The organism is Ruegeria sp. AJ12 (assembly GCF_056536245.1).
In genome coordinates this window covers 1,951,304-1,969,963 of sequence record NZ_JBQFJJ010000001.1, presented here as the reverse complement: position 1 = coordinate 1,969,963, position 18,660 = coordinate 1,951,304, and the positions used below count along the sequence as shown (strand labels likewise).

The 18,660-nt window shown below is 59.8% G+C and carries 19 protein-coding genes and 1 tRNA gene; 9 read left to right on the top strand and 11 right to left on the bottom strand.

Going from position 1 to position 18,660, the window contains the following annotated elements:
* The first annotated feature begins 39 nt into the window (after positions 1-39).
* The 4 genes from ACR3E0_RS09965 (at position 40) to ACR3E0_RS09950 (ending at position 5,009) form a co-directional block, all read left to right on the top strand.
* The gene (locus tag ACR3E0_RS09965) at positions 40-687 is read left to right on the top strand and encodes an ABC transporter ATP-binding protein (protein ID WP_480478567.1); all 648 of its coding nucleotides are present in this window, start codon (positions 40-42) and stop codon (positions 685-687) included.
* Positions 684-3,098 (top strand): ABC transporter permease, encoded by a 2,415-nt coding sequence (locus ACR3E0_RS09960; RefSeq protein ID WP_480478565.1) that lies wholly within the window; start codon positions 684-686, stop codon positions 3,096-3,098. The genes ACR3E0_RS09965 and ACR3E0_RS09960 overlap by 4 nt, the downstream gene beginning before the upstream one ends.
* Positions 3,088-4,128, top strand: a complete 1,041-nt coding sequence (locus ACR3E0_RS09955; RefSeq protein WP_480478563.1) for a lipocalin-like domain-containing protein — start codon at positions 3,088-3,090, stop codon at positions 4,126-4,128. The genes ACR3E0_RS09960 and ACR3E0_RS09955 overlap by 11 nt, the downstream gene beginning before the upstream one ends.
* Before the next feature lie 65 nt (positions 4,129-4,193).
* Positions 4,194-5,009 (top strand): sugar phosphate isomerase/epimerase family protein, encoded by an 816-nt coding sequence (locus tag ACR3E0_RS09950; protein ID WP_480478561.1) that lies wholly within the window; start codon positions 4,194-4,196, stop codon positions 5,007-5,009.
* 3 nt (positions 5,010-5,012) lie between these two features.
* Here ACR3E0_RS09950 and ACR3E0_RS09945 read toward each other — a convergent pair whose 3' ends face one another.
* The 6 genes from ACR3E0_RS09945 to ACR3E0_RS09920 all read right to left on the bottom strand — a co-directional run bounded on the left by ACR3E0_RS09945 (position 5,013) and on the right by ACR3E0_RS09920 (position 12,177).
* Positions 5,013-5,444, bottom strand: coding sequence for a universal stress protein (locus ACR3E0_RS09945; RefSeq protein WP_480478559.1), 432 nt, complete (start codon positions 5,442-5,444; stop codon positions 5,013-5,015).
* Positions 5,441-8,050 (bottom strand): TRAP transporter permease, encoded by a 2,610-nt coding sequence (locus ACR3E0_RS09940; RefSeq protein WP_480478557.1) that lies wholly within the window; start codon positions 8,048-8,050, stop codon positions 5,441-5,443. Before ACR3E0_RS09940 ends, ACR3E0_RS09945 begins: the two co-directional genes overlap by 4 nt.
* Positions 8,051-8,158: 108 nt before the next feature.
* A complete protein-coding gene (locus ACR3E0_RS09935) occupies positions 8,159-9,127 on the bottom strand; it encodes a TAXI family TRAP transporter solute-binding subunit (RefSeq protein WP_480478555.1) in 969 nt (322 codons plus the stop codon).
* A gap of 437 nt (positions 9,128-9,564) precedes the next feature.
* Positions 9,565-10,761, bottom strand: coding sequence for a glycosyltransferase family 2 protein (locus ACR3E0_RS09930; protein WP_480481011.1), 1,197 nt, complete (start codon positions 10,759-10,761; stop codon positions 9,565-9,567).
* A gap of 239 nt (positions 10,762-11,000) precedes the next feature.
* Positions 11,001-12,032, bottom strand: coding sequence for a formylglycine-generating enzyme family protein (locus ACR3E0_RS09925; RefSeq protein ID WP_480478553.1), 1,032 nt, complete (start codon positions 12,030-12,032; stop codon positions 11,001-11,003).
* A gap of 59 nt (positions 12,033-12,091) precedes the next feature.
* A tRNA-Leu gene (locus ACR3E0_RS09920) sits at positions 12,092-12,177 on the bottom strand.
* 145 nt (positions 12,178-12,322) lie between these two features.
* On the opposite strand from ACR3E0_RS09920, the gene ACR3E0_RS09915 reads away from it, so the two are divergent.
* Both ACR3E0_RS09915 and ACR3E0_RS09910 read left to right on the top strand, forming a co-directional pair.
* Positions 12,323-12,901, top strand: coding sequence for a YqaA family protein (locus ACR3E0_RS09915; protein ID WP_480478551.1), 579 nt, complete (start codon positions 12,323-12,325; stop codon positions 12,899-12,901).
* Positions 12,898-13,362 carry a disulfide bond formation protein B gene (locus tag ACR3E0_RS09910; protein WP_480478549.1) on the top strand — a complete coding sequence of 155 codons (465 nt, stop codon included), beginning with the start codon at positions 12,898-12,900 and terminating at the stop codon, positions 13,360-13,362. The genes ACR3E0_RS09915 and ACR3E0_RS09910 overlap by 4 nt, the downstream gene beginning before the upstream one ends.
* Before the next feature lie 6 nt (positions 13,363-13,368).
* On the opposite strand, the gene ACR3E0_RS09905 is transcribed toward ACR3E0_RS09910, so the two are convergent.
* The gene (locus ACR3E0_RS09905; RefSeq protein WP_480478547.1) at positions 13,369-13,953 is read right to left on the bottom strand and encodes an HNH endonuclease; all 585 of its coding nucleotides are present in this window, start codon (positions 13,951-13,953) and stop codon (positions 13,369-13,371) included.
* A 213-nt stretch (positions 13,954-14,166) separates the two neighbouring features.
* Between ACR3E0_RS09905 and ACR3E0_RS09900 the strand changes: the two genes are divergently transcribed.
* Both ACR3E0_RS09900 and ACR3E0_RS09895 read left to right on the top strand, forming a co-directional pair.
* A complete protein-coding gene (locus ACR3E0_RS09900; RefSeq protein ID WP_480481010.1) occupies positions 14,167-14,772 on the top strand; it encodes an rRNA large subunit pseudouridine synthase E in 606 nt (201 codons plus the stop codon).
* Positions 14,773-14,804: 32 nt separating this feature from the next.
* Positions 14,805-15,230: a VOC family protein gene (locus ACR3E0_RS09895; protein ID WP_480478545.1), complete on the top strand. Its 426-nt coding sequence runs from the start codon at positions 14,805-14,807 to the stop codon at positions 15,228-15,230.
* Positions 15,231-15,239: 9 nt separating this feature from the next.
* On the opposite strand, the gene ACR3E0_RS09890 is transcribed toward ACR3E0_RS09895, so the two are convergent.
* Genes ACR3E0_RS09890 through ACR3E0_RS09875 form a run of 4 tightly spaced genes read right to left on the bottom strand, consistent with a single transcriptional unit; the run spans position 15,240 to position 17,335 of the window.
* Positions 15,240-15,542: a putative quinol monooxygenase gene (locus tag ACR3E0_RS09890; RefSeq protein WP_480478543.1), complete on the bottom strand. Its 303-nt coding sequence runs from the start codon at positions 15,540-15,542 to the stop codon at positions 15,240-15,242.
* A gap of 4 nt (positions 15,543-15,546) precedes the next feature.
* Positions 15,547-16,038, bottom strand: a complete 492-nt coding sequence (locus ACR3E0_RS09885) for an N-acetyltransferase family protein (protein WP_480478541.1) — start codon at positions 16,036-16,038, stop codon at positions 15,547-15,549.
* 2 nt (positions 16,039-16,040) lie between these two features.
* A complete protein-coding gene (locus ACR3E0_RS09880; RefSeq protein ID WP_480478539.1) occupies positions 16,041-16,706 on the bottom strand; it encodes an alpha/beta hydrolase in 666 nt (221 codons plus the stop codon).
* Positions 16,703-17,335, bottom strand: coding sequence for a DNA-3-methyladenine glycosylase family protein (locus tag ACR3E0_RS09875; RefSeq protein ID WP_480478537.1), 633 nt, complete (start codon positions 17,333-17,335; stop codon positions 16,703-16,705). Before ACR3E0_RS09875 ends, ACR3E0_RS09880 begins: the two co-directional genes overlap by 4 nt.
* A 97-nt stretch (positions 17,336-17,432) precedes the next feature.
* On the opposite strand from ACR3E0_RS09875, the gene ACR3E0_RS09870 reads away from it, so the two are divergent.
* Entirely contained in the window at positions 17,433-18,659 is a 1,227-nt protein-coding gene (locus tag ACR3E0_RS09870; RefSeq protein WP_480478535.1) for an MFS transporter, read from the top strand.
* Position 18,660 lies beyond the last annotated feature (1 nt).

Sequence of the window (18,660 nt, the reverse complement as noted above, 5' to 3'; positions counted from 1 at the left end):
ACACTGGACAGTCAGGCAAACAGTTGCACATCCTGCGCTATGGTATTGAAGTTCGATCATGTTCAGAAATCCTACCCCGGCGGACGGCCCGTGTTGCGGGATGTCTCATTGGATCTGGATCAGGGCCAGACATTGGCCCTGACCGGGGAAAGCGGCAGCGGCAAAAGCACGGTGCTGAACCTTGCGGCCGCTTTGGACGGGTTTGATGGCGGTGAGATCACCTTGGACGGCAGCCTTTTGTCGACGCTGGATGATGCGGGGCGTGCGGCCCTCAGACGCAAGAGTGTTTCCCTTGTGTTTCAGCAGTTTAACCTGATCCCCTCGCTCACCGTCGATCAGAACCTGTCCATGCATGCCAGATTGGCGGGGTGCTTCGATGCAGGCTGGTGCAAGGAACTGGCTGATCGATTGGGTCTGACCGATTTGCTGAACAGATACCCGGAAAACCTGTCCGGCGGACAACAGCAACGTGTCGCAATCGGTCGTGCCATGGCCGCCCGTCCCAACTTGTTGCTGGCGGACGAACCCACCGGCAATCTGGACGAAACCGCCAGCGCCAATGTGCTGGACCTGATGCTTTCCCTAGTGGCCGATACCGGGGCGGCATTGCTGCTGGTGACCCATTCGCAGGACATCGCCGCGCGGCTGCAGCGGCGGGTTCATCTGGCGGGCGGTCATCTGCAATGACCGCAGCGGTCGTACAAGCGCTGCTGTCCCATTGGCGGGCGCATCTGTTGCAACTGGCGACCCTGCTGATCGGTATCGCGCTGGCAACCGGGCTTTGGTCTGCGGTTCAGGCCATCAATGCCGAGGCCCGCGCGAGCTATGCGCGCGCCAACGCCCAGCTTGCGCTGGGTCAGTTCGACGAGTTGCGCGATCCATCGGGGCCAATTCCGGTGTCCCGCTATGTCGAGCTTCGGCGGGCCGGATGGCAGGTGGCGGCGGTGCTCGAAGGGCCCTACCGCGTCGGAGGTCGGACGCTGCGCCTAATGGGCGTGGACATGGTGGCCTATCCCGCCCTGCCGGCAGTGACCGAAGCTGAACAAAGCACAACTCCGCCCGAGCCCGTGGACATGCTGACTGCACCGGGTCGTCTTCTCATCACGCCGGAACTGGAACCGCTGCTGCGCGGACAGGATGATTTGCCACCGTTCTTGGTGAGCTCATCCCTGCCGCCGGATGTCATCCTGACGGATATCGGTGTTGCAGAGGTGTTGCTGGGCCAGCCCGGAGCGATCTCGCGCCTCGTTGTGCTGCCGGATCAGCCGCGCGCCCTGCCCCCTCTGTCGGACATCGCGCCGGAACTGGACCGCATCAGCCCGACTTCGCAAATCGACACCGCCCAGTTGACCGACAGTTTCCATCTTAATCTGACGGCCTTTGGCCTACTGTCCTTTGCGGTTGGATTGTTCATTGTCCATGGCACCGTCGGACTGGCCTTTGCACAGCGGCGCGCCATGATCCGAACCTTGCGTGCGCTCGGCGTGTCGATGCGGCGTCTGGTGTGGATGATCCTGGCGGAACTGACGCTGTTCGCGATCATCGGAGGGACACTGGGGCTTGTGTTGGGCTTTTTTCTGGCGGGCGCATTGCTGCCGGATGTGGCGGCCACGCTGCGCGGGCTGTACGGGGCCCCGGTCACCGGACAAATGTCGCTGCAACCGGAATGGGCGGTGGCCGGGATTGCCATGGCACTGGCGGGAACCTTTCTGGCCAGTGGTCACGCGCTGTGGCGCCTGTCGCGGATGCCCCTTCTGGCCGGCCCGGGCCTGCAGGCGTGGCGGGGCGCCGGTTTCGGGCGCGGATGGGCCGCCATCGCAGGTGTCGCGCTGATCGGAGGCGGAGCAGTTGTGTATTTCGGTGTTGGCGGTCTGGTCGCCGGGTTTGCTCTGGTCGCCGGGCTGCTGACCGGGGCGGCCCTGTTGCTGCCCCCGCTCCTGTCCCTTGCACTGTCCGCGTTTGCCCGCACTGCAAAGGGGCCGGTCGCACAATGGGTCTGGGCCGATATGCGCGCGCAGCTGCCCGGCCTGTCGCTGGCTCTGATGGCGCTGCTGCTGGCTCTCGCCGCCAATATCGGCGTCGGGACGATGGTGTCGAGCTTTCGGCTGACCTTCGTTGGCTGGCTGGATCAGCGCCTGACCTCCGAGCTTTATGTGACCGCAGCAGATACCGAGCAAGGTCGTGAGATTTCCGATTGGCTGGCCCCGCAAGTCGACGCAATTCTACCGATCCGCAGCGTCGAACTGGCGCATGAAACGGGCCCCCTGTTTCTGTATGGCGTGGTCGACGACCCGGTCTACCGCGAATACTGGCCCCTGATCGCCTCGACACCCGATGTCTGGGACACTGTGATGTCTGGCGACACCGTGCTGATCAACGAACAACTCGCCCGGCGATCCGACCTTTGGCCCGGAGAGACCCTGACTTTCGAGTCCGGCCAGTCCCTGACCATCGCCGGTGTTTACTCGGACTATGGCAATCCCACCGGACAAGCCATCGTGTCCATGGTGCAACTGGACCGGATTGCGCCGGGCACCGAAACCCGTCGTTTTGGCATTCGCATGGACCCGGATCGCGCAACCGAGATGGCACAATCGCTGCGCGACAGGTTCGATCTGCCCCGGCTGGGCGTCGTCCAGCAGGCGGCCATGAAAGCGCAGTCGCTGGCGATATTCGAAAAGACGTTCGTGGTCACATCGGCCCTGAACGTGCTGACCCTTGGGGTGGCCGGATTCGCCATTCTCACCAGCCTGCTGACATTGTGGACCCAGCGCCTGCCGCAAATCGCGCCGGTCTGGGCCCTGGGTCTGAACAGAAGTCAACTGGCGCGGCTGGAGTTGCTGCGCAGCGTTGTTCTGGCGGCCCTGACCGCCTGTCTGGCCCTGCCGGTGGGGCTGGTTCTGGCATGGGTTCTTCTGGCCGTCATCAATGTGCAGGCCTTCGGCTGGCGTCTGCCCATGTATGTGTTTCCGGGCGAGTGGCTGTCCCTGCTGGCGCTGACAATGCTGGCCGCCTTTGCTGCTGCGGCCCTGCCCGCGTTGCGGTTGCTGCGCCTGCCGCCCGCCGATCTGCTGAGGGTGTTTGCAAGTGAACGTTAAGGTCCTGTTTTTCCTCGTGACGCTCCTCTTGCCCATCATCGGATGGGCGCAAGGTTACGCCGGTCTTGGCCGCACTGCCGAAGGGTTCGACATTCCCGCGCGTGGCTATCAGTTCAGCTTTCCCAAAGATCACGGGCCGCATCCCACCTACCGGATTGAGTGGTGGTACCTGACGGCAAACCTGACGGGCGAAGACGGTCGCGATTACGGGATACAATGGACCCTGTTCCGCTCGGCGCTCAAACCCTCGGAAACGGAAAACTGGCAGAGCCCGCAGATTTGGATGGGGCATGCGGCCGTAACAACCCCCGACACCCACTATTTCGCCGAGCGTCTCTCGCGCGGTGGAATTGGTCAAGCAGGCGTCACGGCAGACCCTTTTGAGGCCTGGATCGACGAATGGAGCATGCGCGGACCTGACTTTGACCGCCTGACCCTGACGGCCAATGGTGACGTTTTTGGATATGATCTGTCTCTGAATGCTCAGGGTCCGTTGGTTTTTCACGGCGATGCCGGCTATTCGGTCAAGTCAGCCGACGGACAGGCCAGCTATTACTATTCGCAGCCTTTCTACGCGGTCGAAGGCGTGTTGCACCTGCCCGATGGGGATGTCGCCGTCACTGGCAACGGCTGGCTGGACCGCGAATGGTCGTCACAGCCGCTGGCCGAAGATCAAAGCGGCTGGGATTGGTTCTCGCTCAGTTTCGAAGACGGCGACAAGATGATGGCCTTTCGCTTGCGTGGCGGGCGGGGCGATTTCACCGCCGCAACCTGGATCGCTGCCGATGGCCGTACCGAGGCCATACCCAACGGATCCGTGGCCTTTAAGCCGCTGGAAACCGCACGCGTCGCCGGCCGGGATGTTCCGGTGCATTGGCGTGTGACCCTCCCGGATCGCGATCTTGATGTCGAGGTGAACGCGCTTGTCCCGGATGCCTGGATGGCGACGCGCTTCGAATACTGGGAAGGGCCGGTTTCGATTTCCGGCAGCCACACGGGGCGCGGATATCTGGAAATGACCGGCTACTGAGGAGCCCTGTCGCCTGGGTGTCACACGCTGCCCCTATCAACAGCGCCGAAGTGAAAGGACCTCTTATGACAAAACTGAAAGTGGGTGCCGCGTTGATGGTTGCTGATCTGGCATCTCATCGCGACTGGCTGATTGACGCACAACGCGATCTTGAAATCCAGGATTTCATCTTTCCGCATAACCTCGGCGACGTAGCCCAAGACCTCATTGCCGGTGCCAAGACCGTCCTGCATGGGTATTCCGGCCGTCTGGGCATCCACGGACCATTTTACAATCTGCCGCTGGATTGCCGCGATCCCGATATTCGCGATGTCGTCCAGAAGCGCCTGAACCGCGGGCTGGACATTGCGGCCGAGCTTGGCGCGACGCAAATGGTTCTGCACTCCCCCTACTCAACCTGGAACGCCCACAATCTGGATAGTGATCTGACCTCGCGCGCAGACCAGGTTTCCCGCGTGCATCAGACCCTCAGCCCGGTTGTAGCCCGCGCCGAAAATCATGGCGTTGAACTGGTGATCGAAAACATCGAAGACATCGATCCGCAGGACCGGGTGCGGCTGGCGGACAGCTTTGGATCAGCTTGCGTCCGTGTGTCGCTGGATACGGGGCACGCCCATTATGCCCATGTCGCGACCGGCGCGCCGCCGGTGGATTACTATGTCCGGGCGGCGGGAGATCGGTTGACGCATGTGCATGTTCAGGACGCGGACGGATACGCCGACCGCCACTGGCCGCCGGGTCAGGGCAGCGTCAACTGGCATGCTGTGTTCGGAGCGATTGCCCAATGCGCGCCACAGACCCGTCTGGTGCTTGAACTGCGCGACAGCCGGGAAGTCCTGTCGGGTTTCGAGCATCTGCGCGCGCTGGGGCTTGCCGAATAGCGGTCAGCGAACCACGTAGACCGAGACCGTCGAGTGTCGCACAACCCGCGCGGCATTCGGCCCCAGCAGGTAGTCTTTCAGATCCGGTTTGTGGGCCCCGATCACAATCAGATCCGAGCCTGCATTTTCGGCTGTTTTTAGGATTTCCTGATAGGCTGTGCCGGTGGCGACGACGTGCCGGATCGTTTCATTGCGGTCTGAGCCCAGCGTCGCGGTGCACAGTTGAGCCAGCTTTTCATGCGCCTCTTCCAGCGCCTTGTTATGAAAATCCGACTCGAAGAAGCCCGACACCCAGGATTCCCCGAAATCCGGCAGCACGGTGACAACATCCAGCTGCGCCCCGTCCATATCGGCCATCGCCGCAGCTTGTTTCAGGACCGGAACATCTATTTCGCCATTGCTGATGTCGATGGCACAGAGAACAGATTTTGTCATACGGTCACCTCTTGTCTGGCGGACCGGCCGCGTTGCAGGAATGCGATCAGACCCAGCAGAAGCATGGCCGGGATGTAGATCAGCTGTTTCGGAGGCTGGCTGGACGGCAGGCTGACCGAGGTCAGACGCACAGGCTCGTCCCCGTAATAGTCGAAATTGCCCAGATCATCGGCCACCGGCGATCCGAACATTGGCTCGTCCAGCTTCACAAGACCATCTTCCTCGACGAGAAGCAGCCCCATCGCGTCGACCCGCGCGGCACCGCCCTCTTCGGTGCCAACAGGAACGACGACCGTCGTATCCACCATCTCCAGCGTGTCGAAGTCCGGGCCGCTGATCACCATGCGCACCTCGGTGCCCGGCGGCGTCTGTCCGATCGTCTCGACAAAGGCCGACGGTTCGACCGAAGCATAGGGCGGTGCAAACCGGTCCATGAAATAGTCCGGTCGGAACAGCGCAAACGCGACAAAGATCAGCGCAATGCTTTCATAGATGCGGCTGTGGGTTACAAAATACCCCATTGTGCCCGCCGTGAAGACAAGGATCGCAATCGTCGCGAATATGGCGACTATGATGCCTTCGACCCATGTCACATCAATCAGCAGAAGATCGGTGTTGAAGATGAAGACAAATGGCAGCGCGACGGTCCGCAGCGAGTAGAAGAACGCCGTGAACCCGGTCTTGATCGCATCCCCGCCCGACACGGCAGCAGCGGCGAAACTGGCCAGCCCAACTGGCGGCGTGACATCGGCCATGATGCCAAAGTAGAAGACGAACAGGTGCACCGCGATCAGCGGCACGATCAGCCCGCTCTGGGCACCGAGTTCAACGACCACACCCGCCATCAGCGAGCTGACCACGATGTAGTTCGCCGTGGTTGGCAGGCCCATGCCCAGGATCAGGCTGAGGATTCCCACCATCACTAGCATCAGGATCAGGTTGCCACCCGACAGGAACTCGACCAGATCGGCCATCACCTGCCCCACTCCGGTCAGGGTCACGGTCCCAACGATGACACCCGCCGTGGCCGTAGCCAGAGCGATCCCGATCATGTTGCGCGCCCCATCGATCAGGCCCTGCCAGAGGTCGGCAACACCGTCGATAAAGGTATCGTACATGTTGCTCTGTCCCCGGAACATCGCCTTCAGAGGCTTTTGGGTCAGCAGGATCACAAACAACAACGCCGTCGCCCAGAAGGCCGAAAGGCCCGGCGATTTCTGTTCGATCATCAGGAAATAGACCAGCACAACAATCGGCAGCAGGTAGTGCAGACCGGCTTTGTAGATTTCCGAGATGACCGGCAGGGTGACTTCTTTTGCGTTCGGATCATCCGGCGCAAGGTCCGGCACCTGAGCGGCCAGATACAGCAGACCGATATAGATGGCACAGACCACGAGGCTCAGGACCAATCCGGCGGCCGAAGGCACCCAGGTGGTCACGGCATCGACCGGGAATTGCGACCCATAACACAGGCCCGCGAAGATGAGGAAGAACGACAGCATTCCGACAACCGTGCGCGCCAGATGCACATCGCGGTCACCCAGCGTGGGCATGTTTCGCTTCACCGCCTCAAGGTGCACGATGTAGACCAGCGCGATGTAGGAAATCGCGGCCGGCAGGAAGGCATGCGTAATCACCTCGACATACGAGATGCCGACATATTCGACCATCAGGAAGGCCGCAGCCCCCATTACCGGCGGCATGATCTGGCCGTTCACAGATGAGGCGACCTCAACCGAACCCGCCTGTTCACTGGAAAAGCCCACCCGCTTCATCAAGGGGATGGTGAAAGTGCCCGTTGTCACAACGTTGGCGATGGACGATCCCGAGATCAGGCCGGTTGCAGCCGATCCCACAACCGCCGCCTTGGCGGGGCCGCCGCGCAGGTGACCCAGCGCACCAAACGCCATCTTGATAAAGTAGTTCCCGGCCCCGGCCTTATCGAGCAAAGCGCCGAACAACACGAACAGGAACACAAATTTGGTGGAAACCCCCAAGGCGATGCCGAACACCCCTTCGGACGTGATCCACATATGGCTCATCGCCTTCTTCAGGCTCGCGCCTTTCCAGCGGATGACCTCGGGCACCCAATCGGATGAGCCAAAAAACACATAAACCAGAAAGATTGTTGCAATGATCGCCATCGCCGGGCCAAGCGCGCGACGCGCGGCCTCGAACAGCAACAGCAAACCACCCAGTGCGACCCATTTGTCGGTGTCGTCCGCAAGACCGCCCGCGTTCACGATCTTGTCGTAAAAGAAATAACCGTAAAGGGCGACAAAGGCGCCAAGAATCCCCATGATCCAGTCCTGGATCGGGATATAGTTGCGGGGACTCGATTTCAGCGCGGGATAAGCCGCAAATGCAAGGAACAGGGCAAAGGCAAGATGGAACTGGCGGGCGTTGTTCACTACGCTCCCGGGCAACAGATAGTTCGACAATGGCGACGCCAGGACCACCTGAAAGATCGACCAGATGGCGGCGACGATTGCGAGGAACAAACCGACATTTCCGGCCGGGTCTCGGGCTCCTGCATCGGAGGAGGCAACAAGTTCCTGAAGTTCTTCTTCGGATAATGGACGATTGCCCTGTTGATCAGCGCTCATCATTAGTCTCCCCGTCCTGCGGCCGGTTTCCGGCGCGGTTTTTGTCCGGTGTTTTACCGGTTGAAAACGAGGCGCCGCACAGCGCCTCGTTTCAGTCTCTTAGGCGGATTACTGAACCCAGCCTTTTTCCTTGTAGTACTTCTCGGCACCCGGATGCAGCGGAGCCGACAGGCCGTCCGCGATCATTTCCTCGGGCTTAAGGTTTGCGAAGGCAGGATGCAGCTTTTTGAAGTCGTCGAAGTTCTCGAAGACCGAGCTGACAACCGCATACACCGCATCATCCGACACATCCGCCGAGGTCACGAAGGTCGCACCAACACCAAAGGTCTGGGTGTCGCCATCCGAACCACGGTACATGCCGCCGGGGATGGTGGCGGTCCGATAGAACGAGTTGTCGTCAACCAGCTTGCTGACCGCGTCGCCGCTGACATTCACCAGCACCGAGTCACAGGCCGTTGTGGCTTCCTGGATCGATCCCGACGGGTGACCAACGGTATAGACCATCGCATCGATCTGGTTGTCGCACAGAGCCGCGGATTGCTCGGCCGCCTTCAACTCGGTCGCCAGTTCGAAATCGTCGGTGGTCCAGCCCATTTCGCCCAGCAGAACTTCCATGGTACCGCGCTGACCGGACCCGGGGTTGCCGATGTTGACGCGCTTACCCTTCAGATCTTCGAAGTTGGTAATGCCGGAATCGGCACGGGCCACAACCGTGAACGGCTCGGGGTGGACCGAGAAAACCGCGCGCAGGTTTTCAAACGGTCCGGCCTCTTCGAATTTCGAGCTGCCGTTGTAGGCATGGTACTGCCAGTCGGACTGCGCCACACCGAACTCCAGCTCGCCTTCGCGAATGGTGTTGATGTTGTAGACCGAACCGCCGGTCGATTCGACCGAGCAGCGCACGCCATGTTCCTTGCGGCCCTTGTTCACCAGACGGCAAATTGCACCGCCGGTGGGATAGTACACGCCCGTCACGCCACCGGTGCCGATGGTGATGAACTCTTCGGCATAAGCCGCCGGAGCCATCATGGCCGCCGTTACAAACGCGCCGAGGCTAAGCTTGCTGCTGTTTTTCATATTAGTGAACTCCCAGTTCTTTTTATGGATGGGAGAGCCTTGCGCAGCCCCATCCGGGGCCCTGCCGATACGGCAATTGCACCCGTCAAACAACAGGCGCAAGCATCTGAATTTCCAAAATCTCCCAACACCTTTGACGTTTCATTCCGACACGACACTTGTCAACCCCCGTGCCGGACGAGCCGCGCCAAAGCCGCAAATCTGAGGATGTTTCCAAAAGTTTCCCCGTCAGAGATCGGGAAATCCGCCCCAGCCAAAATCTAGGAGTTTGGAAAAACTGCGCCAAGCAAGGAACCGGTCCGGGGCGATCCAAACGGCGGCGGCACGAAACGGAAAACACGCGGCGGGTCGCAGGTCCGACCACGAGTCCCGTGCTCCATCCAAGGCACAGCCATGTGATCAGGCCGGTTGAACGCCTTTGGCAGACCCGCGTTTGTCTACTTCTTCCGGGTGGGGATTTCGATGATACCGAACAGGAAGGCCGCGAACGCCGACTGGATGGAAATCGCCATCAAACTGAACCCCGCAGCAGTCAGTTTTGTGGTGATGGGGTTCGTTATGTCACCGAACCCCAGCCGTGCCCATTGCCAGAAAGCGATCCCAAACAGCAAAAGACCGAAGAGAAGCAGCCAGAACGCAAACAGAGCGATGTTATCCGTCGTCGCCCAGTTTCTCAGAACCTTGCTGGGCTCCCCAACCGGCAGCAGCCCGCTCGTCGTCCCGATCATCCGCGCCAGCGCGCCAAAGGTCAGCAGCTGAGTCCCGACAATGGTGATCAGGCAGGCCGCAAGGAACGTATTGGTGCCCAGCTCCACAGACCCGCCGATATTCACGGAGCCGAACATCAGGATCAGGGCGGTCAGACCGCCCAGCAGCGTCAGGAACAGCCCCGGATACATGAACAGCCATCTGGGACTGTGCATCAACAGGAACTTGAGGTGCCGCCAGCCGTCTCTCCAGGTTCTCAGGTGAGGCGCACGACTTCTGCCGTCTGGCTTCAGCGTGGTCGGAACTTCGGCAATTTTCAAACGACTCATGGCCGAGCGAACGACCATTTCCGAGGCAAATTCCATGCCGGACGTGTGCAACTGAAGGTCCTGAATGGCCTGACGTCGAAATCCGCGAAGACCGCAGTGAAAATCACCAATGCCGATGTTGAACAACAACCGGCCGATGAAACTCAGAACCGGATTGCCGAGATACTTGTGCAGGAAGGGCATTGCACCTTCGGAAATGCCGCCACGAAACCTGTTGCCCATGACCAGATCGTTTCCGGCCCGCAACTCCTGCACGAACATTTCGAGCCTGGAAAAGTCGTAGCTGTCATCCGCGTCCCCCATGATGATAAAGGTGCCCAGGGCTGCGTCGATCCCACCTGACAGCGCCGCCCCGTACCCCTTTTGCGGGACGCTCACGACCCGCGCACCCAGGGCTTCGGCCATTTCAATCGATCCGTCAGTGCTGCCGTTGTCGGCAATTAACACTTCACCTTTGATTTGCGCACGTTCAAAAAATTCCTGCGCTTTCTTGATACAAATCTCGATTGTTTCCGCCTCGTTCAGACAAGGCATCAAAATCGTAAGTTCAAGCGCGTCGGTCTGGCCGACGGGCTTGGCGGTTTCTGAATTACCCACCAATGGAACGCACCTTTCAAATCAATACACTAACCAATATTCCATTTGCGGATCAGATTCGTAAGTCAATGATATGCGACATCTGCCAATGTTTGAGCGCTTGTTGACAACAAAGTCGAAACAAACCTGGCACTAGTTCCTAAAGCCAAAAAAACATACGCTATCCAATCCACGCGCAAAGCTAGGCGCTTTTTTGCTTCAGGTACAGCCTTGTGACGTGCTTTGGACCACGAAACTTGTCAGCGCTCCGCATCAAACAGTTTTCTAACCACACGAAATCCGTGGCTATCATTGCGCCACGTCACCCGAGTCCTTTCCCGGGCTGCGGGACGTAATCTATCCATTCCGGTGGCATAGCTCCCTCCCTTCAACACCCGTCGGCAAATTGCATCATCTCTGGTTTGATTTAAGTACTCACTACCGCTGGCCAACCGAAGGTGCCTATCTGTCCAGCATGACCGCGTCAGTTCTCGAACATTTCCCGACATATGCCTCAGACCCCAGCCATTCGCAGCATCCAATTCCGAAACCGGAACCGACAAACCCAGATCCGTCAGATCTGGCCGTGCCACCCCCAGCGTGGTTTCTGTCGCGTCCCCAGAAAAATTTGCTTGCTCAGACGTCACTTCCTCGCCCTGCGCATATCTGGTCTGGGTCCCCGCTTTCGCGGAATATTCCCACTCTGCCTCGGTTGGCAGGCGATAAACGTCCTCGCCGACTATAGAATTCAGCCAGTGCAGGTATTCCTGCACGTCCTCAAAAGATACGTGGATAACGGGGTGCTCGGGCCCCAAAAGCGTATATCCACCCAGCCGAAGGATTTTGTGGTCTGGACTATGCGAACACCCTCCGGCATCCACGCATTGCATCCACTCGGCATACGTGACTTCGTTGCGCCCCATTGCGAAGGGAACATCCATTTCAACCTTGTGACGCGGATGTTCATGCGGGATGATGTGAACATCATCAGGCGCACGCCGTGTCATGGTCGCGTTTTCACCATAAAAATCAAATGGGTCCCGAGACTCTTCTGCCGTTGCACCCATCATGAATGAGCCAAGCGGCATGACGATCATTTCTGGGCATTGTTGACATTCCTGAAATACATCGAAGGTTAATACCCGACGTCCGTCAGAAATGTCATAAGATACGCTTTCTTCAGCTGCAGCTGTATCTCCAGGAGTCGACACGACACCTACGGCGACGACAATCATGGCAATCCCAGACGACAGGCCGGACCACCGATTTGAAACGATTAAGTCCAAATTCATCCTGTTCTTGCCCTTTGATGAAAGTACTTACTTAAGAAAACGGACATGCTTTGAATATGTGGTGCCCAAGGAGAGACTCGAACTCTCACGCCCGTGAAGGCGGGGGATTTTGAATCCCCTGCGTCTACCATTCCGCCACTTGGGCCACGGTCTTTGGATTAGCGCCCAACTTCGGGAAGGTCCAGAGGCAAAAAACGACCATCCGAGTGATTGTGTCCGCCACAGCGGTTGACGGTACCGCAGGTGCATGATTTGGCTTGCACGGTCTGAGATTGGGATTTGAGTGCCTTATGTTACGATCGCTTTACGACTGGACCATTCGCCTGGCGGAACATCCACATGCCTTGTGGGCCCTGGCCATCGTCGCCTTTGTCGAAAGTTCGTTTTTTCCTATCCCGCCAGATGTGCTGATGATCCCGATGATTCTGGCCCGCCCCTCGCGGGCATGGCTGATCGCAACCGTAGCCCTGGTCGCTTCGGTGCTGGGCGGGTTGTTGGGGTATGCGATTGGGGCGTTCGCCTATGAGAGCATCGGGCAACCCATTCTGGAATCCATGGGCAAGGGCCAAGCCATGGAAGAGTTCAATACCCGCTTTAACGATTTTGGCTTCTGGGCCGTGCTGACCGCAGGTGTCACGCCCTTCCCATACAAGGTCATCACCATTATGTCGGGCTGGACGGGCATGCCACTGGCGACCTTTGTCGCGACGTCCATACTGGCGCGGGCGCTGCGGTTTTTTCTGGTCGCCGGGTTGCTGTGGGGATTTGGAGAGCCGATCCGGGGGTTCATCGAAAAACGTCTGGGCCTTATGTTCACCCTGTTCATCATCTTGCTGTTCGGCGGGTTCCTGGCGGTGCGGTATCTATGACCAAGAGAACGACATACATCATCCTTGCCGCAGGCGGCTCTGCGGCGCTGTTGCTGGCCGCATGGGGATTCCAGTATCTGGGAGGCATGGCCCCCTGCAAGATGTGCGTCTGGCAGCGATACCCGCATGGCATAGCGTTTGCGATTGGTGCGGTTGCGCTGGCCCTGCCGGGTATTCGGCTGACGCCGGTGCTGGGCGCCTTGGCGGCCTTGAGCACGTCGGGCATCGGTCTTTACCACGCGGGTGTCGAACGCGGCTGGTGGGAAGGCCCGTCCAGCTGTTCCGCGGGCGATATTGGCGGTTTGTCGGCCGAAGAGCTGATGAACCAGATCATGGCGGCCCCGCTGGTGCGGTGCGATGAAATCCCGTGGGAATTCCTGGGACTGTCGATGGCGGGGTGGAATGCGGTGATCTCTGCCGGGCTCGTCCTGCTTTGGATCGCGGCCTGGCGTGCGCGCTGAGCAGGTTCAGGCGTCCAGTTCCGCATCCCAGTAGAGAAAATCGATCCAGCTTTCATGCAGGTGATTTGGCGGGAACTTGCGGCCAATGTTGCGCAAAGCTTCGGCATCCGGCTGCCGGGGCGGCTTGCGCAGGGTCATGCGTGCCTGTCTCAGCGACTTGGACCCTTTGCGCAGATTGCACGGGCTGCAGGCCGCAACCACGTTCTGCCAGCTTGTAACGCCCCCCGCCGCGCGCGGCACGACGTGGTCAAAGGTCAGCTCTCCGCGGCTGCCGCAGTACTGGCACTGGAATTCGTCCCGCAGAAATAAATTAAAGCGCGTGAAGGCCACGCGCTTTCTGGGTTTTACATAGTCTTTCAGGACAACAACCGAAGGTATTCGAATCTCGGTACTGGGGCTTCGGACAACCTCGTCATATTCAGCGACGATATCGACCCGGTCGAGCCAAGCGGCCTTGATCGCCTCCTGCCATGGCCACAGCGACAGCGGATAATAGGACAAGGGGCGATAGTCGGCGTTCAAAACCAATGCCGGATGGTGCCTGAGCGCACCTGGCTCCCTGACAAATTCGGTCCTGAAATCTCCGTCCATACCTGAATAGCTCCTCGCTCTCAGCTGCCCGTTTGTGACACCGGAGCGGAGAGCACCCACCCCAGCCTTATGATGACTATATATCGTGGTAAATCTCTGACAAGCCCTGAGTTTCCACTATATGTCGCTGATTGGGTAAGCCGAATCCGTAACAGGCACATGACAGTTATCCACAGGTTGCATCCCCTGTGTCGCCCGCGCTATGGCGGGCGTATGTCGTGGTTCATTCGCTTCAACAAACCGTTTGATGTCCTGCCGCAATTCACCGACCGGTCACATACCGAGTCGCCGCGCAGCACATTGTCGGATTTCATCGACCTGCCCGGCGTGTACCCGGCGGGACGGCTGGATCGTGACAGCGAAGGGTTGATGCTGTTGACCGATAACGGGCGTTTGCAGGCGCAGATTTCGGATCCCAAGCACAAGATGGCCAAGACCTATTGGATTCAGGTCGAAGGCGAGCCGGACGAGATCGCGCTCAAGACCCTGCGCTCGGGTGTTGACCTCAAGGACGGTCTGACCCGCCCGGCCAAAGTGCGCCAAATTGATGAGCCGCCTGCCCTTTGGCCCCGCACCCCGCCGATCCGCGCGCGCAAGACAGTCCCGGACAGCTGGATTGAGTTGACACTGCGCGAAGGCCGGAACCGGCAGGTACGCCGGATGACAGCCGCGGTGGGCCTGCCCACCCTGCGCCTGATCCGCTGCCGGATCGGAGACTGGACGCTGGATGACCTTGCCCCCGGACAGTGGGAGGGTTTGCCACTGCCGATGCTGAGTGCGGCAACGCATCGCAAACGGGACCGACGCACCCGCCGGTGACAGGATGCACCGCTGTCTGCTAAACTGACCCTATGAAACTGACGCCTGACATTCCGACCCCACAGGCCATTCTGGAAGCGGCGCTGTACGTTGACGATCTGGACGCGGCTGAGCAGTTTTACGGCGAAATTCTTGGGCTTGAACAAATCCAGAGGATCACCGACCGGCACGTTTTCTATCGCGTCGGCGGGTCGGTTCTGTTGCTGTTCAACCCGGACCAGACCGAACAGCCCCCCGGTAATCCCGACCTGCCGGTACCACCGCATGGCGCACGCGGCGCGGGACATGTCTGTCTGGTTCTGACCCGCGAAGAAATCGCGGCGATGCGCAAACACCTGCTGGACTGGAACGTTCCCGTGGATGCCGAATTTGACTGGCCGGGCGGAGCGCGATCCCTATACGTGCGCGATCCGGCCGGAAACTCCGTCGAATTTGCCGAAGGCTGGCTGTGGGACTAACCCGTCCGGTCAGTTCAGGGGTTGTTTTTCCCCACCCACAACGCGGTGTATTTCGCTGGAGACGATGCCGACCTGCGCGAGAACGGCCCGGAACTCCGCCATATGAGCGGTCGCGAAATGCGCCTCGAGCGCGGCCTGATCCCGCCATTCTTCATAGACCCGAAATCGCGCCTCGTGTCCCAGGACCTGGCTGAACTCGTAGACAAAGCAACCGTCCTCTTTGACCGTCTCCGCCACCATGGTCCGCGCAGCCTCCTGCGCCTTGTCCACACCATCTGCGGAAACTTCCACAACACCTGTCACGATCAGCATCCATTCACTCCCTTAAACGGTACCTTTTCGAGATTCTGTTCATCGGAGTGCCGTCCCGGAGCGGTACACCATGAGCGACCGAGAAATCCCGAAACCCCATCTTTTCATAATAACTCAGCCCAAGACTATTATCCGCCCGAATCGTCGCGTTGATCGCCGCAAGCCGCAATGCACCTGCAACCTTGACCGTTTCCTCAAACAGCGCGCGTCCTGCGCCCCTGAGAACTGGTGCGCGGCGGGTAAAGGTTGCAATGTCCGCGCAGTCCTCTGGCAGGTCTTCGTTCACGCCAAGCCATTGAAAACCGGCCACTTCGCCCTGATCGTCCAGAGCGACGTGGCAGCAGATTTTGTCTGCGCCGTCCAGATAGCTTTGCGCAAACAGCGGCTCGGAAAACGGAATCTCGAACGCGGTCGTGCCTCCGGCAGCAATGATCTGATTGAGGATGCGGCAGGCCGCCGGCACATCCTCGCGCATCATCGGCCGCACCGTGATCATGGCTACAGGCTCAGCTTGTCGCGCATGAAGGCCAGCGCAACGCTCAGGCCATCCGGCGCAATGCCATGACCGGTCCCCTTCATCACATGGGCATAGACCTCCTTGAACCCTGCCGCCTGCAAGGCTTCCGCAGCCTCGGGAAGCGATTGCGGAGGCACCACATCATCGGCATCACCATGCACCAGCAGGACCGGCATCCTGCTGACCACTTCGTCCGGGAGCAGATCAGGTTCCAACAGGCGACCGGAAAATGCGACGATCCCTGCCACCGGGTCGTCACGGCGCGGGGCGACCTGCAGGCTCATCATCGTGCCCTGCGAAAAGCCAAACAACACCACCTGTTCGGGCAGCACGTCCTCGTCGACCATCAGCGCATCGAGAAAAGCATTAAAGTCCTGAACGGCCATCTCCATGCCGCGCCGGGCTGCCTCTTCGGATGAGCCATCAATCCAAGGGATCGGAAACCACTGAAACCCGTTGGGCATTCCGGGAATCTGCTCGGGCGCGTCGGGGGCGACGAACAACGTGTCGGGCAAATGCTCACCCAGCGGATCGGCTAACCCCAACAGGTCGGCCCCGTTGGCGCCATAGCCGTGCACGAACACCACAACAGAGCGTGTGTCGCCCGAAACCGGCTCTTTCCGGAGCGCATTCAAAACCCGTGTCATCTGATCCCTTCTCTTTGTTTGGCCACCCGGTAATAGGCCCACAACACCCGTGCCGCAACCGACCGCCAGGGCGACCAGTCCTCGGCCATCTGCCGCAACGCCTTGTCCGTCGGACGTTCGGGCAACTCGTAGAGAATCCGCGCCGCTTCCTGCAGCGCCAGATCGCCGGGTGCGATCACATCCGCCCGTCCCAGCGAGAACATCGCATAGATCTCTGCGGTCCAGACACCGATGCCGGGAACTTCGGTCAAAACAGCGACGACATCCTGGTCAGGTGCATCGCGCAAGGACTTGTAATCGATGCGGGCTTCGGCCAGCGCGCGGGCATAGCGGATTTTCTGACGGCTCAGGCCGACAGCACGAAGGTCATCGTCCGTGGCCCACATGATCTTGCGGGGGCCGGTCAGCCTTGCATCTTTCAGGCGTTGCCAGATCGCGTTGGCCGACGCCACGCTGACCTGCTGACTGACAATGGCGCTCAGCAGTTGGGCAAACCCGTCCGGACGGCGGCGCAGGGGCAACGGACCGGTCTGTGTCATCGCATAGGCCATACGCGGGCACGCTTCGGACAGCCATTCCGCTCCTTCGGCCACGCAGTCTGGCGTTTCGATGATGCGTCCGACGGTCATGGGCTCTCCCGATTGTGATACACGCCGCACGTTAGGCGGCTTTGTCGCATATGCAAGCCGCTTGTGTGCCAGCGTTTTCGCCGATACGGATGTGCCCATGACGATGACCACCGCCACCCCGGACGACTCGCAGGCCAAGCGCAACGTGGCCGTTCTGGTCGCCGCGCAGTCCATTCTCGGGGCGCAGATGCCGATGATCTTCATCGTCGGTGGTTTGGCCGGGCAATCCTTGGCCAGCAATCCGTGTCTGGCGACGCTGCCCATATCGCTGATCGTACTGGGCTCGATGCTGGCAGCCACGCCCATCTCGGGCATCATGCAGCGATGGGGTCGCCGCGCCGGTTTTCTGGTCGGGGCAACGGCGGGTGCGCTCGGAGGTTTGATCGGCGCGTACGGATTGTATCTCGGGTCTTTCTCCGTCTTCCTCGTAGGCAGCCTGCTGACCGGCATCTACATGAGCGCACATGGCTTTTACCGCTTTGCGGCGGCTGATACCGCCTCGGACAGCTTTCGGCCCAAGGCAATCTCGTATGTCATGGCTGGTGGGCTGGCCGCCGCCATCATCGGGCCTCAGATCGTCAAACTGACATCACAGGCCTATGTGATCCCGTTCCTGGGCACGTATATCGCGGTAATCGCCGTAAACGTGATCGGGTCGGGGCTGTTTTTCTTTCTCGACATTCCGACCCCACCGAAACCGGCCGCCGACACGCCCAGAGGACGGTCGCGGTTGGAACTGCTGAAAACCCCGCGCATTGCGGTGGCCATCATCTGCGCAATGGTGTCATACGCCCTGATGAACCTTGTGATGACGTCAACGCCTCTGGCCGTTGTTGGCTGTGGTTTCAGTGAAAACGATGCTGCCGATATCGTCACCAGCCACGTCTTGGCCATGTATGTGCCCAGCTTCTTCACCGGCCACCTGATTGCACGGTTCGGGGTGGAAAAAATCGTCGCCCTTGGCTTGGCCATCCTGGCCGGAGCCGGTGTTGTAGCCCTGCAGGGGGTAGAGCTTGAGAACTTCTACATCGCGCTGATCCTGCTGGGCGTCGGCTGGAACTTTGGCTTCATCGGCGCAACCAGCATGCTTGCAGCCTCGCATGAGGTGCATGAACGCGGGCGGATGCAGGGGCTGAATGACCTGTTGGTGTTCGGGGGTGTCACCCTTGCCTCGCTGGCATCCGGAGGGTTGATGAACTGTTCCGGTGGGTCACCGGTCGAGGGTTGGACGGCGGTGAATCTAGCAATGATCCCATTGCTGACACTGGCAGGTGGTGCCCTGTTGTGGCTGATTTTGCGGCCTGCTGATCCGGAAACAGCCTGAG

Bases quoted from the DNA above. Each gene is read 5' to 3' on its own strand.
- ACR3E0_RS09965 (WP_480478567.1), top strand. From the start codon at position 40: ATGGTATTGAAGTTCGATCATGTTCAGAAATCCTACCCCGGCGGACGG.
- ACR3E0_RS09960 (WP_480478565.1), top strand. From the start codon at position 684: ATGACCGCAGCGGTCGTACAAGCGCTGCTGTCCCATTGGCGGGCGCAT.
- ACR3E0_RS09950 (WP_480478561.1), top strand. From the start codon at position 4,194: ATGACAAAACTGAAAGTGGGTGCCGCGTTGATGGTTGCTGATCTGGCA.
- ACR3E0_RS09945 (WP_480478559.1), bottom strand. From the start codon at position 5,444: ATGACAAAATCTGTTCTCTGTGCCATCGACATCAGCAATGGCGAAATA.
- ACR3E0_RS09940 (WP_480478557.1), bottom strand. From the start codon at position 8,050: ATGAGCGCTGATCAACAGGGCAATCGTCCATTATCCGAAGAAGAACTT.
- ACR3E0_RS09935 (WP_480478555.1), bottom strand. From the start codon at position 9,127: ATGAAAAACAGCAGCAAGCTTAGCCTCGGCGCGTTTGTAACGGCGGCC.
- ACR3E0_RS09925 (WP_480478553.1), bottom strand. From the start codon at position 12,032: ATGAATTTGGACTTAATCGTTTCAAATCGGTGGTCCGGCCTGTCGTCT.
- ACR3E0_RS09915 (WP_480478551.1), top strand. From the start codon at position 12,323: ATGTTACGATCGCTTTACGACTGGACCATTCGCCTGGCGGAACATCCA.
- ACR3E0_RS09910 (WP_480478549.1), top strand. From the start codon at position 12,898: ATGACCAAGAGAACGACATACATCATCCTTGCCGCAGGCGGCTCTGCG.
- ACR3E0_RS09905 (WP_480478547.1), bottom strand. From the start codon at position 13,953: ATGGACGGAGATTTCAGGACCGAATTTGTCAGGGAGCCAGGTGCGCTC.
- ACR3E0_RS09900 (WP_480481010.1), top strand. From the start codon at position 14,167: ATGTCGTGGTTCATTCGCTTCAACAAACCGTTTGATGTCCTGCCGCAA.
- ACR3E0_RS09895 (WP_480478545.1), top strand. From the start codon at position 14,805: ATGAAACTGACGCCTGACATTCCGACCCCACAGGCCATTCTGGAAGCG.
- ACR3E0_RS09890 (WP_480478543.1), bottom strand. From the start codon at position 15,542: ATGCTGATCGTGACAGGTGTTGTGGAAGTTTCCGCAGATGGTGTGGAC.
- ACR3E0_RS09885 (WP_480478541.1), bottom strand. From the start codon at position 16,038: ATGATCACGGTGCGGCCGATGATGCGCGAGGATGTGCCGGCGGCCTGC.
- ACR3E0_RS09880 (WP_480478539.1), bottom strand. From the start codon at position 16,706: ATGACACGGGTTTTGAATGCGCTCCGGAAAGAGCCGGTTTCGGGCGAC.
- ACR3E0_RS09875 (WP_480478537.1), bottom strand. From the start codon at position 17,335: ATGACCGTCGGACGCATCATCGAAACGCCAGACTGCGTGGCCGAAGGA.
- ACR3E0_RS09870 (WP_480478535.1), top strand. From the start codon at position 17,433: ATGACGATGACCACCGCCACCCCGGACGACTCGCAGGCCAAGCGCAAC.